We start from the raw sequence: 15320 nt of genomic DNA on the forward strand, positions 1-15320 counted from the left end.
ATCTCGGGCGGTGGGTGTGGTGCGACAGGGTCGGTTCAGCGGGCGGCGGCGCCCAGACGGCGTGCCACGGCGCGGCCGATGAGCGCCGCCGGGGCGGGCCGCAGCATCTGCTGGTGGCCCGCTGGCACGTCGTGGACCTCGGCGGGCCGGCCCAGGTACGGCTCCCAGCTCTTGGCCTTCAGGGCGCGTTCCTCCCCGGTGAGCCCCTCGGCGGCCCGGAACAGCGTCATCGGGCAGCCGTCGAAGCGCTCGGGGGTGTGCTCCCGGACCAGTTCGAGGTGGTTGCGCATGACCGCGATCAGCCGTTCGAGGGTGGCCCGGCCCAGTCCGGCGAGCGGGCCGCCGGTGCGGTCCAGATGGGCGGCGACGGCGGGCGGGTCGAGCCGGTCGAGGCCGGTGGTGTCGACGCCGGCCTCGGCGAGGAAGTCGGCGAGGAACTCCGCGTCGGTGGGGTGGACGCCGCGCCCGTCGTCCGGGTAGGCGTCCAGGTTGGCCAGGTAGGCGACCTCCTCGCCCGCCGCGTGCAGGCGGACCGCCATCTCGTGGGCGACGATGCCGCCGTAGGACCAGCCGAGCAGGTGGTAGGGGCCGTCCGGCTGGAGGGCGCGGATCCGCTCCAGGTAGGCGTCCGCGACCTCGCCGATGCCGGCGGGCAGCGGGCGGTCGTCGGCGAGGCCGGCGGCCTGGAGGCCGTACACGGGCCGGTCGGGGTCGAGGTGCTCGGCGAGCGCCGCGAACGGGATGCCGAAGCCGAGGCCGCCGTGCACGCAGAACAGCGGCGGCCGGCTGCCGGTGGTGCGGATGGGCAGGACCGGGCCGAGCAGGTCGACGGTGCCGCCGTCGGCGGCGGCGCTCGCGGCCAGCGCCTCCAGCGTGCGGTGCTCGAAGACGGCGGCGAGGCTGATCCGCAGCCCGGCCCGGGCGGCGGAGTTGACCAGCCGGATCGCCTTCAGGCTGTCCCCGCCGAGGGCGAAGAACGAGTCGTCGGGGCCGGCCGGGCCGCCGAGCACCTCGGCGACGGCCGCGCACAGCCGCCGCTCGGCTTCGGTGTGGGGCGGCCGGAGCGCGGCGGAGCCGGCGGGCCGGTCCGGGGCGGGCGGCAGGGCGGCGGTGTCCAGCTTGCCGTTGACGGTCATCGGCAGCTCGGCCAGGGGCACGCAGGCGTCCGGCACCATGTAGTCGGGCAGCGTGCGGGCCAGGTGCCGGCGCAGCTCGGCCGGCTCGGGCGCGGGCCCGCCGGCGACGGGGACGACGTAGGCGACCAGCCGGCGCCGGCCGGCGGGGTCGGCGGGGGCGACGACGGCGGCCCGGGCGACCGCCGGGTGGGCGGTGAGCCGGCGTTCGATCTCGCCGGGTTCGATGCGGTAGCCGCGGATCTTCACCTGCTGGTCGGCGCGGCCCACGTAGTCGATCCGGCCGCGGGCGTCCCAGCGCACCAGGTCGCCGGTGCGGTACATGCGCGCGCCGGGCTCGCCGAACGGGCAGGCCACGAACCGTGCGGCGGTCAGCGCCGGCCGGCCCAGGTAGCCGCGGGCGAGGCCGGGCCCGGCCAGGTACAGCTCGCCCGTCACGCCCTGCGGCACCGGTTGCAGCGCCGCGTCCAGGACGTAGGCGCAGGTGCCGTCGACGGGCAGGCCGATGGGCACGCCGGCGGGTGCGTCGGCGCCGGCGCCGGCGTCCTGGAGGGTGGCGAAGGTGGTGGTCTCGGTGGGGCCGTACACGTTGTACACCGCGGTGTCCGGCAGGGCGGCCCGCAGCCGGTCCAGGTGGTCCCGGGAGTGGGCCTCGCCGCCGGAGAGCAGGGCCCGCAGCGGGGCCAGGGCGCGCGGCCGGGTGTCGGCGACGGCGTTGACGAACTGGGTGGTGAGGAAGGCGACGGTGACCTGGGCCTGCCGCAGGAACGCCCCGAGCGCCTCGGGGTCCGCGGGTCCCGGCGGGCAGACGGCGAGCCGGGCGCCGTGCACGAGCGGGGCCCAGATCTCGAAGGTGGACGCGTCGAACGCGACCGGCGCGAAGTACAGGAACGTGTCGTCGGCGGTGATCCGCACCTCGGGCAGGGCGTGCACGAGGTGTGCGGCGGCCCGGTGGGAGACGGCCACGCCCTTGGGCCGGCCGGTGGAGCCGGAGGTGTAGATGACGTAGAGCAGGTCGTCGGGGCGGGGTGCGGGCACGTCCGGTGCGTGGCCGGGCAGGCCGGCGAGGGCGGCCCGGGTGGCGGGCGCGTCCAGGACGAGCGGTGCGGTGCCGGGTCCGGCGGCCTCGGCGCAGCGGGCGGCGAGGGAGTCCTGGGTGAGCAGCAGCCGGGCCCCGGCGTCGGCGAGCATGTCGCGCATCCGCTCGGCCGGGTAGGCGGGGTCGAGCGGCAGATAGGCGGCGCCGGTCAGGGCGACGGCGAGCAGCGCGGTCACGGTCTCGGGGCCGCGTTCCAGGCACAGCCCGACCACGTCGCCGCGGCCGACGCCCCGGGCGGCGAGCAGGTGGGCGAGGCGGCCGGCGGCGCGGTGCAGGCCGGCGTGGCTGGTCGTGGTGAGGCGGCCGGCCGGGTCCCGGTGGACCAGGGCGACGGCGTCCGGGGTGGCGGCGGCCCGGCGGGCCGTCAGTTCCGTGAGGGTGGTGGCCGGGGCCGCGGTGCGGCGGGTGCCGCGGGCCAGCAGCGCGGCGCGCTCCTCGGTGCCGAGGAGGTCGAGCCGGGACAGCGGGCGGTCCGGGTCGGCCAGCGCGGCGCCGAGGAGCCGGACGCAGGCGTCGGCGATCCGTCGGGCGGTGCCGGGCTCGAACAGGTCGGCGCTGTACTCCAGGGCCAGTTCGAGGGCCGGCTCGGTGCCGGTGCCGGTGCCCGTCTCGGTATCCGTCCCGATGCCCGCCTCGGTGCCCGTCTCGGTGAACCGGAAGAACAGGTCCCACTTGGCGGTGGCGGTCGGCACCTCCTCGGGCCGCACCGTGAGTCCGGCGGGTCCGGCCGGGGTGGCGGGTCCGGCGGCCGTGTCCCGCTGCTCGTGGGCGAACATCACCTGGAACAGGGGGTGCCGGGCCATCGACCGCTCGGGGGCGAGGGCCTCGACGAGCTTCTCGAACGGCACGTCCTGGTGCTGGTAGGCCGCCAGGTCCCGTTCGCGCACCCGGTCGACGAGGTCCCGCAGACCGGGGTCGCCGCCGGTGTCGGTGCGCAGCACGAGGGTGTTGACGAACATGCCGACCACGTCGTCGAGACGTTCGTCGCCGCGGCCCGCCACGGGGGTGCCGAGCGGGATGTCGGTGCCCGCGCCGAGCCGGGTGAGCAGGGCGGCGAGGGCCGCCTGGAGCACCATGAACGGGCTGACGTTCCAGTCGGCGGCACGCCGCCGCAGCCCGGCGGCGACCGGCTCGGGGAAGGCGGCGCGCAGGGTGTGGCCGCGGTGGCTGGTGCGGGCGCCGCGCGGAGCGTCGCGGGGCAGCGGGAGTTCCGCGGGCAGCCCGGCGAGGGCGGTCGTCCAGTACGCCAGCTGCCGGGCGAGTTCGCTGCCGGGCCGGTTCTCGTCGCCGAGCAGCTCGCGCTGCCACAGCGTGAAGTCGGTGTACGTCACCGGCAGCGGCGCCGGCTCGGGCGCCCGGCCCGCGGCGCGCGCCGCGTAGGCGGCGGTCAGGTCCCGGACCAGCGGGGTGAGCGACCAGCGGTCGCCGGCGATGTGGTGCAGGACGAGCAGCAGGACGTGCTCGTCGGGGCCGAGCGCGAACAGCCGGGCGCGCAGCGGGATCTCGGTCTCCAGGTCGAAGCCGCGGGCCGCCTCGGCGGCGAGCGCGGCGGGCAGCCCGGCCTCGTCGACGGTGCCGGCGGGCAGCGGCACGGGAGCGTCGGCCGGCGCGAGCACCCGCTGCTCGGCCGGGCCGACGCCCACCGCTTCACCGGTGCCGGGTACGGGGGGCGCCCCGGCACCGGGGTCGGCGGCGGCACCGGGACCGGTGCGCGCCGGGAAGACGGTCCGCAGCGCCTCGTGGCGGGCGACCAGGTCGCGCAGCGCCGCGTGGAGCGCGGGGACGTCCAGCGGGCCGGTGAGCCGGACCGCGAGGGGGATGGCGTAGAGCCCGCCGGGTGCGCCGAGCCGTTCGATGAACCACAGCCGCTGCTGGGCGTACGACAGGGGGACCGTCTCGGGGCGCGGCCGGGCGGTCAGCGCGGGCCGGGCGGGGGCGGCGGCGCGCAGCCGGTCCGCGAGCGCGGCCGGGCTCGGCGCCTCGAACAGGTCGCGGACCTCCAGCTCCGCGTCCAGTTCGGCGCGGACCCGGTTGACGATGCGGGCGGCGAGCAGCGAGTGGCCGCCGAGGGCGAAGAAGTCGTCGTCCGCACCGACGCGTTCGAGCCCGAGGACCGCGGCGAAGGCCGCGCACAGGGCGGTCTCCTCGGGGGTGCGCGGGGCACGGCCCGCAGCGGTGTACTCGGGTGCGGGCAGGGCCCGCCGGTCCAGTTTGCCGTTGGGGGTGAGGGGCAGCGCGGGCAGCGGCACCACGGCCGCGGGCACCATGTGGTCGGGCAGCCGACCGGCGGCGAACGACCGCAGTTCGGAGGCGAGCGCACGGTCGTCGAGCCGTTCGCCGCCCGCGCGCGGCACGACGTAGGCGACCAGGCGCTGGTCGCCCGGCCGGTCCTCGCGGGCCACGACGGCCGCCTCGGCGAGCCGGGGGTGGCCGCCGAGCACGGTGGCGATCTCGCCGGGTTCGACGCGGAAGCCGCGCAGCTGGACCTGTTCGTCGGCGCGGCCCAGGTAGACGAGGGTGCCGTCGCTGCGCCAGCGGCCGAGGTCGCCGGTGCGGTACATGCGCTCGCCCGGCTCCCCGTACGGGCAGGCCACGAACCGTCCTGCGGTCAGCGCGGGCCGGCCCAGATAGCCGCGGGCCAGGCCGGGCCCCGCCACGTACAGCTCGCCCGGCACCCCGGCCGGCACCGGCCGCAGCGCGCTGTCCAGGACGTACACCCGCAGGTCCGGGATGCCCCGCCCGATGACGCTGCCGCGTCCGGCCGCCGCGAGGTCCCGGTCCAGCTCCTGGTACGACACGTGCACGGTGGTCTCGGTGATGCCGTACATGTTGACCAGGCGCGGGGCGTCCGGGCGCCGGGTGTACCAGTCGGCGAGCCGGCCGAGGTCGAGCGCCTCGCCGCCGAACACCACGTACCGCAGGGCGAGTTCGCGCGGCCGGTCGGCGTCGGCGCGCATCAGCTGGTAGAAGGCGGACGGCGTCTGGTTGAGGACGGTGACCCGCTCGGCCGCGAGCAGGTCGAGGAAGGCGTCGGGCGAGCGGGAGACGTCGTACGGGACGACGACCAGGCGTCCGCCGTACAGCAGCGCGCCCCACAGTTCCCAGACGGTGAAGTCGAAGGCGATGGAGTGGAAGAGGGTCCACACGTCGTCCGGTCCGAAGCCGAACCAGCGGTCGGTGGAGGCCAGCAGCCGCACCACGTTCCGGTGCGGGACCACCACGCCCTTGGGCCGGCCGGTGGAGCCGGAGGTGTAGATGACGTAGGCGGGGTCGCCGGGGGTGAGGGCGGTCTCGGGCGCGGTGTCCTGGCAGGCGGCCAGTTCGGCGGCGGCGCCGTCCGTGTCGAGGTCGACGCGGAGCGGCCCCGGGACGTCCGCGGCGCGGGGCAGCCGGGTGTCCGTGGTGGTCAGCAGCAGCAGGGGGCGGGCGTCCCGCAGGGTGCGGGCGATGCGTTCGGCCGGGTGGGAGGGTTCGAGCGGCAGATAGGCGGCGCCCGCCTTCAGCACGGCGAGGACCGCGACGATCAGCTCGGCGCCGCGCGGCAGCGCGACGGCCACCAGGTCCTCCGGACCGGCCCCGCGCGCGACGATCAGCCGCGCCAGCCGGTTGGACCGCTCGTCCAGCTCCCGGTACGTGAGCCGGTCACCACCCGGCACGAGGACGGCCACCGCGTCGGGCGTACGGGCGGCCTGGCCGGCGAAGAGGGCGGGGACGGTCGTGGCGCTGGGCCCGGGGGCGTGGGGCTCGGCGGAGCCGCCGGGGGCGGGCGTGACGGGTGCGGTCGGGGCGGATGCGGTCGGGGCGGGTTCGGTCGGGGTGGTGCTCCACTCGGTGAGGATGTGGTGCTCCTCCGCCGGGTCGAGGGCGCCGAGGCGGGCGAGCGGCGCGTTCGGGGCGTCGGCCACCTCGCCGAGGACGCGGACCAGCCGGTCCAGCAGCCGCCGTGCCGCGCCGGCGCCCTCCCCCAGCGCCGACGCCCGGTACGACAGCCGCAGGCCGAGGCGCTCGCCGGGCTGCACGGTCAGGTGGAGCGGGTAGTGCGTGGCCGAGTGGACGCGGGCGGCAAAGACGGTGCCGCCGGAGTGCCGGTGCAGCTCCGCCTCGTCGAGCGGGTAGTTCTGGAAGGCGAGGACGGCGTCGAACAGCTCCCCCTGGATGCCGCAGGCCGCCTGCGCCTCGGCCAGCGGCAGATGCTCGTACGGCATCATCGCGACCTGCTGCCGTGCCAGGTCCCGGAACAGCTCGCAGGCAGGCCGCTCGGGCCGTACGTCCGCCCGTACCGGCAGGGTGTTGGCGAACAGCCCGATCATCGACTCCACGTCCGGGACCTCGGCGGGCCGCCCGGAGGTGACGGCGCCGAAGACGACGTCCTCGCGCCCGGTGAGCCGGCCGAGCAGCAGCGCCCAGCAGCCCTGCACCACGGAGTTGAGGGTGAGCCCCTGCGCCCGGGTCCACGCCCGCAGCGCGGCGGTGTGCTCGCGCGACAGCGCGGCCTCGGCCTCGACGGGCTGTTCCCCGGTGCCGACGGCGTCCGGGGCGACCCGTACGGGTCCGTCGAGTCCGCGCAGCAGCTCGGCCCAGGCGGCCCGCGCGGCGGGCTTGTCGCGGGTGCCGAGCCAGGCCAGGTAGGAGCCGAAGGGGGCGGGCGCCGGCAGTGGGTCGCGGCCCGGTGCGTCCGGGCCCGCGAGCACGGTGAGTTCGCGCACCGCCAGCGGCAGTGACCAGCCGTCGACCAGGATGTGGTGCACGGACCACACCAGTCGGTGGCTGCGCTCGCCGAGCCGGATGAGGCTGAACCGCATGAGCGGCGGGCGGGCCGGGTCGATCCGGCGCCGCAGGTCCTGCCGGGCCAGCCGGTCCGCCGCCGCCGTGCGTTCCCCGGCCGGCCGCCGGGTGAGGTCGTGCACGGTCCACTCGGGCGTCACGTCGTCCTCGCGGAGGACGATCTGCACCGGCTCGCCGTTCTTGCGGTGCCGGAAGCAGGCCCGCAGGTTCGGGTGCCGGCGCAGCAGCGCGGCCGAGGCGGAGCGCAGCCTGCGTTCCAGGTCCGTGCCGTCGCCCTCGATGTCCGCGGTGAACTGGAGGAGGTAGTGGTCCGGCGCCGCCCGGTCGTACGAGGACAGGAAGAGCAGCCCCTGCTGCAGCGGCGAGAGCGGAAGGACGGCGCTGATCTTCGAACCGGTGCTGGTCTCGGTCACGACAGGTCCTCACTGAACTCTAGTTCCAGGTCGGCGAGTTCTTCGGCGGACAGGGCGATGAGCGCGTCGGCGGGCTCCGGCGTGGCGGCGGCGTCCCCGGCGGGTGCCTCGGTCGCGGTCCGGGCGAGGTCCGTGACCGTGCGCTGTTCGAAGACGTCGCGGGTGGTCAGGGCGAGTCCGGCGGCGCGGGCCCGGCTGACCAGCTGGATGGAGCGGATGCTGTCGCCGCCGAGCGCGAAGAAGTCCTCGTCCACGCCGACCTCGGCGACCCCGAGGACCTCGGCGAAGATCCCGCACAGGACCCGTTCGCGGTCGTCGCCCGGCCCGCGCTTGGCCTCCTCGCCGGCCGGCTCCGGCTGCGGGAGCGCCTTGCGGTCCAGCTTGCCGTTGGGCGTCAGCGGCAGCGCCTCGAGCACCAGCCAGGACGCCGGGATCATGTACGACGGGAGCAGCCGGACGAGTTCGGAACGGACCTGGTCGGCGGCGACACCGGGGCCGGTGAGGTAGCCGACCAGACGGGGATTGCCGGAAGCGTCCGGGAGCACGGCGACCGCCGCGTCCGTCACCCCCTCCAGCCCCCGGACGACCGCCTCGATCTCCCCCGTCTCGACCCGGCGCCCACGGATCTTGACCTGGTGATCACGCCGCTCGATGAACTCCAGCTCACCGTCCGCCCGCTGCACCACCCGGTCACCCGTGCGATACATCCGCGTCCCAGCCGGACCGAACGGATCCGCCACGAACGTCCCCGACGTACGCACGGAGTCATGCAGATAACCCCGCCCGACACCCGCCCCGCCGACATACAACTCGCCCGGCACACCCGCCGGGACCGGCTGCAACTCGTCCGACAGGACATACAGACACGTGTTACGGACGGCGGAACCGATCGGCACCCGGGCGCCCAGCACATCACCCTCACGGATCACCGCGTGCGTGACATCGTCCGAACACTCCGTCGGACCGTACGCGTTCATCAACGGAACATGCGCATAGCGCTCGTGCCAGCGCCGGCACAGATCCGCCGGCAACGCCTCACCCGTCACCATCAGCCACCGCAGATCCGGCAGCTGCGGCGCGGACCCCTCGACGTCCCACGCGTCCAACGCCGCCCGCAACAACGACGGCACCACTTCCAGCACGGCCACCCGCTCGGCGGCCACCATCGCGAACAACCCCGACGCATCCGCCGCCAACTCCACACCAGCGACCCGGACCGTGCCGCCCACCAGCAGCGGAGCCAGCATCTGCCACACCGACACGTCGAACGTCAGCGGCGCGTTCTGCACCACCGACTCACCCGCCACCAGCTCCAGGTCACCGACCTTCGCCCACAGATGGTTCACCATCCCCGACCGCTGGACCATCGCCCCCTTCGGACGACCCGTCGACCCCGACGTGAACATCACGTACGCCAGGTCCAGACCCCCGCCGACGGCGGTCGGCAGGGCGTGGTCGGTGAGGGTGTCCTCCAGGACCAGCACGGTGCTGTCACCGGCGATCTCGCGGGCCTGTGCCGCCTGCGCGCGCCCGGCCAGCACATGGCGGGCGCCGCTGTCGGCGAGCAGGGACGCGTTGCGGGCGGCCGGAGCCGCCGGGTCCAGCGGGAGATAGGCGGCGCCCGCGCCCAGCACGCCCAGGACGCCCGTCACGAACGGCACCCCGGGGTCGGCGAGCATCGCCACCACCGAGCCGGTGTCCGCTCCGGCGGCGGTGAGGAGGGCCGAGAGGCCCCCGGCACGCGCCACGAGTTCGCCGTAGCCCACGCTCTCGGTGCCGTCGGCGACGGCGACGGCGTCGGGGACGCGGTCGGCGACGGCCCGCACCCGCTCCACCACGCCGAGGCTCTCCTCGGACAGGCCGGGGTCCCAGGCGCCGAGCAGGCCGCCGAGTTCGCCGGGCCGCCCGGGGCCGCCGAGGGTGGCCGGGGCGGTGACGTCGATCCGGGCGAGCGCCGGATCGCCGCCGTCGGCGACGGTCCGCAGGAGGTGCCTGACCATGACCGCGATCCGCTCGACGTCGGCGCCGGTGAACAGGTCGGGTGCGTAGTCGAAGCGCAGGGTCAGGGTGTCGCCGGGGAACACCGCCATGCTGAGCGGGTGGTGGCGGGCGTCCAGGGCCTCGGTGCGCAGCACGCGGGGGCCGTCGGTGCCGGCGGCCGGGTCGGCGGCGTCGAGCGGGAAGTTCTCGAAGAGGACGACGGTGTCGAAGACCTCGCCGGACAGGCCCGCCGCCTTGTGGATCTCGGCGAGGCCCAGGTGCTCGTGCGGCAGCAGCGCCGTCTGCTGGTGCTGGACCGTGCGCAGCAGTTCGGCGAGGCGGGTGCCGGGGTGCAGCCGGGCCCGCACGGGCACGGTGGTGAGGAACATGCCGATCATCGACTCGACGTCGGGGACCTCGGCGGGCCGGCCGGAGGTGACGGCGCCGAAGACGACGTCCTGGCGGCCGGTGAGCCGGCCGAGCAGCAGCGCCCAGCAGCTCTGGAGCACGGTGTTCAGGGTCAGCCCGCGGGCGCGGGCCCAGCCGGTGAGGGCCTGGGTGAGGTCGCGGGGCAGGTCGAGCCGCAGGGATTCGGGGAGCACCGGGGCCCGGTCGGGTCCCGCGTCCACGAGGAGGGTCGGCCCGTCCAGGCCGTCGAGCGCCGCGCGCCAGGCGGCCCGGGCGGACGCGCGGTCCTGCCGGGTCAGCCAGGCGAGGTAGGAGCGGTAGGGGACGGGGGCGGGCAGGGCGCCGGTGTCGCCGCCGGCCCTGCCGAGCGTGAACAGCTCGCGGACCAGCAGCGGCATCGACCAGCCGTCGACCAGGATGTGGTGGCTGGTCCAGATGAAGCGGTGCCGGCCCTCGCCGTGGGTGACGAGCGTGAACCGCAGCAGCGGCGGGCGCTCCAGGTCGAAGCGGTGGGCGCGTTCGGCCGCGGTGATCCGCTCCAGTTCGCCGGTCCGCTCCGGCTCCGGCAGGTCGCGCAGATCGATCTCCTGCCAGGGCAGTCCGGCCCGGGCCGGGATCAGCTGCACGGGGGCGCCGGCGGGCCGGGCCCGGAAGGAGGCGCGCAGATTGGGGTGCCGGTCCAGGAGCGCCTGGCCCGCGGCGCGCAGGGCGGCCGGGTCGAGGTCGCCCTCCACCTCGGCGACGATCTGCAGGGTGTAGACGTCGGTGCCGTCCTCGGCCGCCGTGTCGTAATCGGCGTGGAAGAGCATGCCCTGCTGCAGCGGGGTGACGGGCAGGACGTCGGCCAGGGTGGTGCCGGTTGCGGCGAGCTCCGCCTCGTACGCCTCGATCTCGTCCTGGGCCAGGTCGACCAGCGGCAGGTCGGAGGGGGTGAGGCCGCCGGCGGTCCGCGCGTGGCCGCCGAGCAGCTCCAGCGCCCGGAACCAGGTGCCGGCCAGGTCCTGTACGTCCTCCTCGGCCACCGCGTTCCCGGCCCACGCCCAGTTGGCGATGAGGTGCGGTCCGTCCTGGCGGTCCTCGGTCGCCGGGGTGACGTCGATCAGGTGCGGCAGCGGCATGCCCGGGTGGGCGCCGGTGCCGACGACGCCGTCACCGCCGACGGGCTCCCACGGCCGGTCCGCGCGGGCGTCGAAGCGGCCCATGTAGTTGAAGCCGATCTGGGGCCGCGGGTGGCGGGCGAGGACGCGGGCGGCGTGCGGGTTGAGATAGCGCAGCAGCCCGAAGCCGACGCCCCGGTCGGGCAGGGCGTGCAGCTGCTCCTTGATCCGCTTCAGGGCGGCGCCCAGCGCGGGGCCGCCCGCCCACAACTCGGTCCAGTCGACGGCGCCGATGTCGAGGCGGACCGGGAAGGCGCTGGTGAACCAGCCGACGGTACGGGACAGGTCCAGTTCGTCGCCGAGCTGCTCCCGGCCGTGTCCCTCCAGCTCGATCAGGGTCTGCGCGTGGTGGGTGTGGCCGTGCCTGCGGCGCCAGTCCGCCACGGCGAGGGCGAGCCCGGTGAGCAGGACGTCGTTGATCTCGGCGTGGAAGGCGGCGGGCACCTCGGTCAGCAGGGGCGCGGTGGCCTCGGGACCCAGTTCGAGACGGAGGGTGCGCAGGGTGCCGTACACGTCCCGGGCGGGGTCCGGGCGCCGGGTACCCACCAGCGGGTCGGGTCCCTCCAATTGCCGCTGCCATACGGCGAGTTCGGCGCCGCGCACCTGGGTGCGGGCCTGCTCGGCGAGGAGCGCGGACCAGCCGCGGTACGACGTGCCGACCGGGTCCAGCGCCGGGGTGCGGCCCTCGGCGAGGGCGCGGTAGGCGGCTTCGAGGTCGGGCAGCAGTACGCGCCAGGACACGCCGTCCACGACGAGGTGGTGGGCGCAGAGCACGAGGCGGGCGGTGTCCGCTCCGGGCGGGGCGGGCAGCAGCACCGCCTGGATCATGACGGCGCGGGCCGGGTCGAGCCGGGCGCGGGCGGCGGCGGCCTGCCGTTCGGCGCGGGCCGGGTCGTCCTTGTCGTCGGCTTCGGCGGTGCCGAGCAGCGGCACCGAGGCCAGCGCGCCGGGGGCGAGGACCTCCAGGTGCCACAGGCCGGGGGCCGGTTCGGTGGCCCGGGTGCGCAGGGCGTCGTGGTGGTCGGCCACGGCGTGCAGGGCGGCGTCGAGGATCCCGGGGTCGAGGCCGGCGGGTACGGCGGCGACGAGGTGCTGGCTGTACTTGACCACCGGCCCGGTCAGCGTGCCGGTCTCCTCGTGCAGCTGGGCCATGATCGGGGTGAGTTCGTACGGTCCGACCCCGTCGTCCCCGGGGGTCGCGGTGTGCGTGTCGAGGCGGCCGGCCGCCCGCGCGAGGGCGGTGACCGACTTGTGCTCGAAGACGTCGCGGGTGGTCAGGGCGAGTCCGGCGGCGCGGGCCCGGCTGACCAGCTGGATGGAGCGGATGCTGTCGCCGCCGAGCGCGAAGAAGTCCTCGTCCACGCCGACCTCGGCGACCCCGAGGACCTCGGCGAAGATCTCGCTCAGGACGCGCTCGCGGTCGCTGCCGGGTGCCCGTTTGGCCTCCTGCCCGGAGAGGGCGGGCCGGGGCAGCGCCTTGCGGTCCAGCTTGCCGTTGGGCGTCAGCGGCAGCGCCTCCAGCACCAGCCAGGACGCCGGGATCATGTAGGCGGGCAGCAACTGGGCCAGCTCGGCGCGTACCCGGACCGCGTCCACGCCGGGGCCGGTGAGGTAGCCGACCAGACGGGGGTTGCCGGAGGCGTCGGGGAGCACGGCGACCGCCGCGTCCGTCACCCCCTCCAGCCCCCGGACGACCGCCTCGATCTCCCCCGTCTCGACGCGGCGGCCCCGGATCTTGACCTGGTGATCACGCCGCTCGATGAACTCCAGCTCACCGTCCGCCCGCTGCACCACCCGGTCACCCGTGCGATACATCCGCGTCCCAGCCGGACCGAACGGGTCGGCCACGAACGTCCCCGACGTGCGTACGGAGTCGTGCAGGTAGCCGCGGCCGACACCGGCGCCGCCGACATACAGCTCGCCCGGCACACCCGCCGGGACCGGCTGCAACTCGTCCGACAGGACGTACAGACGCGTGTTACGCACCGCCGAACCGATCGGCACCCGGGCGCCCAGCACATCACCCTCACGGATCACCGCGTGCGTGACATCGTCCGAACACTCCGTCGGACCGTACGCGTTCATCAACGGAACATGCGCATAGCGCTCGTGCCAGCGCCGGCACAGATCCGCCGGCAACGCCTCACCCGTCACCATCAGCCACCGCAGATCCGGCAGCTGCGGCGCGGACCCCTCGACGTCCCACGCGTCCAACGCCGCCCGCAACAACGACGGCACGACCTCCAGCACGGCCACCCGCTCGGCGGCCACCATCGCGAACAACCCCGACGCATCCGCCGCCAACTCCACACCGGCGACCCGGACCGTGCCGCCCACCAGCAGCGGAGCCAGCATCTGCCACACCGACACGTCGAACGTCAGCGGCGCGTTCTGCACCACCGACTCACCGGCGGCAAGCTCCAGGTCACCGACCTTCGCCCACAGATGGTTCACCATCCCCGACCGCTGGACCATCGCCCCCTTCGGACGACCCGTCGACCCCGACGTGAACATCACGTACGCCAGGTCCAGACCCCCGCCGACGCAGGGGAGTTCGGCGGTGGGGGCGGTGTCGGCCGGGGCGGTGAGCGGCAGGGCGGTCAGGTCCTCGCCGGCCGGGGGCTCGTATCCGCGTCCGACGAGTACGTGGCGGGCCGCGCTGTCGGCGAGCAGGGACGCGTTGCGGGCGGCCGGGGCCGCCGGGTCCAGCGGGAGGTACGCCCCGCCGGCGGCGAGTGCGGCGAGCACGCCGGTCACGAACGGCACCCCGGGGTCGGCGAGCATCGCCGCCACCGAGCCGGGCCGGAAGCCGGCGGCGGTCAGGCGGGCGGCGACACCGGCGGCCCGGGCCAGCAGCTCCCGGTAGGTGACGCGGTCGGTGCCGTCGGCCACGGCGACGGCGTCGGGGGTGCGGGCGGCCACCGCGCGCACCCGCTCCACCAGGCCCTCGTAGCCGGCGCGCTCGGCCTGCGGGTCCCAGGCGCCCAGCAGGCCGACCGGCTCGCCGGGTGCGCGCAGGCCGATACGGGCCAGGGGCGCGTCGGCGGGCAGCGCGGCGAGGTCGGCGAGGAACGCCTCGAACCGGGCGAGGTGAGAGGCGAGTTCGGCGTCGGAGTACAGCTCGGGGTTGCCGTCGAGGTGGATCTCCATCGTGCCGTCGGGGGTGTTGAGGACGGTCATGATGAGGTCGTTGACGATGCCGGTGGAGATGTTGACCACCGTGCCCCGGCAGTCGGCGAAGGCCAGCGCCGGGTCCTGGTCGAGGACGTTGATGAAGGGGCCGAACACACGGCGGTCGTCGGTGCGCAGGCCGATGTCGCGGCGGATGCGGTCGCCGCGGTACCGCTGGTGCTTGAGGGCGCCGGAGACCTCGATCCAGGCCTGCCGCAGCAGCTGCGGGGCGGTCAGCTCGGGGCGGACGCGCACGGCGAGCGGCAGGTAGTTGGCGAGCATGGCGGGGACCGCGCGGGCGAGCGCGCCGGTGCGGCCGGTCACCGGGAGGGTGAGCAGCGGCTGGGCGACACCGGTGGCGCGCTGGGTGTAGGCGGCCATGGCGCCGACCATGAGGACCGGCAGGGTGACCTTGCCGGCCCGCGCCAGGTCGCGCAGGGCCTCGGTGGCCTGCCCGGTGAGCCGGGTGGTGTGGCGCAGGGCGCTGCGGCCGGGGGCCGGGTCGCGGTCGGAGAGCGAGACGAGTTCGGGTGCCGGGCCGTCGCCGGTGAGCCGGCCGGTCCAGTACGCGCGGTCGCGTTCGACGTGCTTCGACTCCAGGTAGCGGTGCTCGCCGTCCAGCAGCCTGTGGAAGGCCGGGATGGCGTCGGCGTCCAGGTCGGTGTCGTCCTGGCCGGCGGCCAGCCGGGTGTAGAGGGTGGCGAGCTTGGGGTAGAGCAGGGCGCGGCTGTAGCCGTCGGCCAGGATGTGGTGCATGCACAGGTAGAGCAGGTGGTGCTCGGGGCCCAGGGTGAGCAGCGCCCCGCGGAACAGCGGGAAGTCGGTGATCTCCAGGGGCTCGGCGTGGTCGGCGCGCATCCACCGCTCGGCGGCGGCGAGCGGGTCGGACTCCGCGGCGAAGTCGAGCCTGCGGAGCGGGAGCTGGGCGAGTGGCCGGATGATCTGGCCCGGGGTGCCCGCCTCCTCCACGAACTGCACGCGCAGCCCCTCGGCCTCGTGCCCCAGGCGGTGCAGCGCCCGCTCCAGCAGCCCGGTGTCGAGCGGGCCGCGCAGGTCGATGTAGTCCGCCATGTTGTAGCCGAGCGGGCCGGTGGCGAACTGCTCGTCGAACCAGATCTCGGCCTGCGCCGCGGTGAGCGGGAGGACGGCGCCTCGGTTTGTCGTCATCGCTTTG

At 75.7% G+C, this 15320-nt stretch carries 2 protein-coding genes; both read right to left on the minus strand.

From position 1 onward, the window contains the following. Window positions 1–35 precede the first annotated feature (35 nt). The gene (locus ACF073_RS02880; protein WP_392066273.1) at window positions 36–7430 is read right to left on the minus strand and encodes an amino acid adenylation domain-containing protein; all 7395 of its coding nucleotides are present in this window, start codon (window positions 7428–7430) and stop codon (window positions 36–38) included. Further along, a complete protein-coding gene (locus ACF073_RS02885) occupies window positions 7427–15313 on the minus strand; it encodes an amino acid adenylation domain-containing protein (RefSeq protein ID WP_392066275.1) in 7887 nt (2628 codons plus the stop codon). Before ACF073_RS02885 ends, ACF073_RS02880 begins: the two co-directional genes overlap by 4 nt. Window positions 15314–15320 lie beyond the last annotated feature (7 nt).

The organism is Streptomyces sp. NPDC015171, from assembly GCF_043079545.1.
Classification (GTDB): Bacteria; Actinomycetota; Actinomycetes; order Streptomycetales; family Streptomycetaceae; genus Streptomyces.

Excerpts from the sequence above, each read along its gene's own strand:
- ACF073_RS02885 (WP_392066275.1), bottom strand. The coding sequence starts at position 15,313 with ATGACGACAAACCGAGGCGCCGTCCTCCCGCTCACCGCGGCGCAGGCC.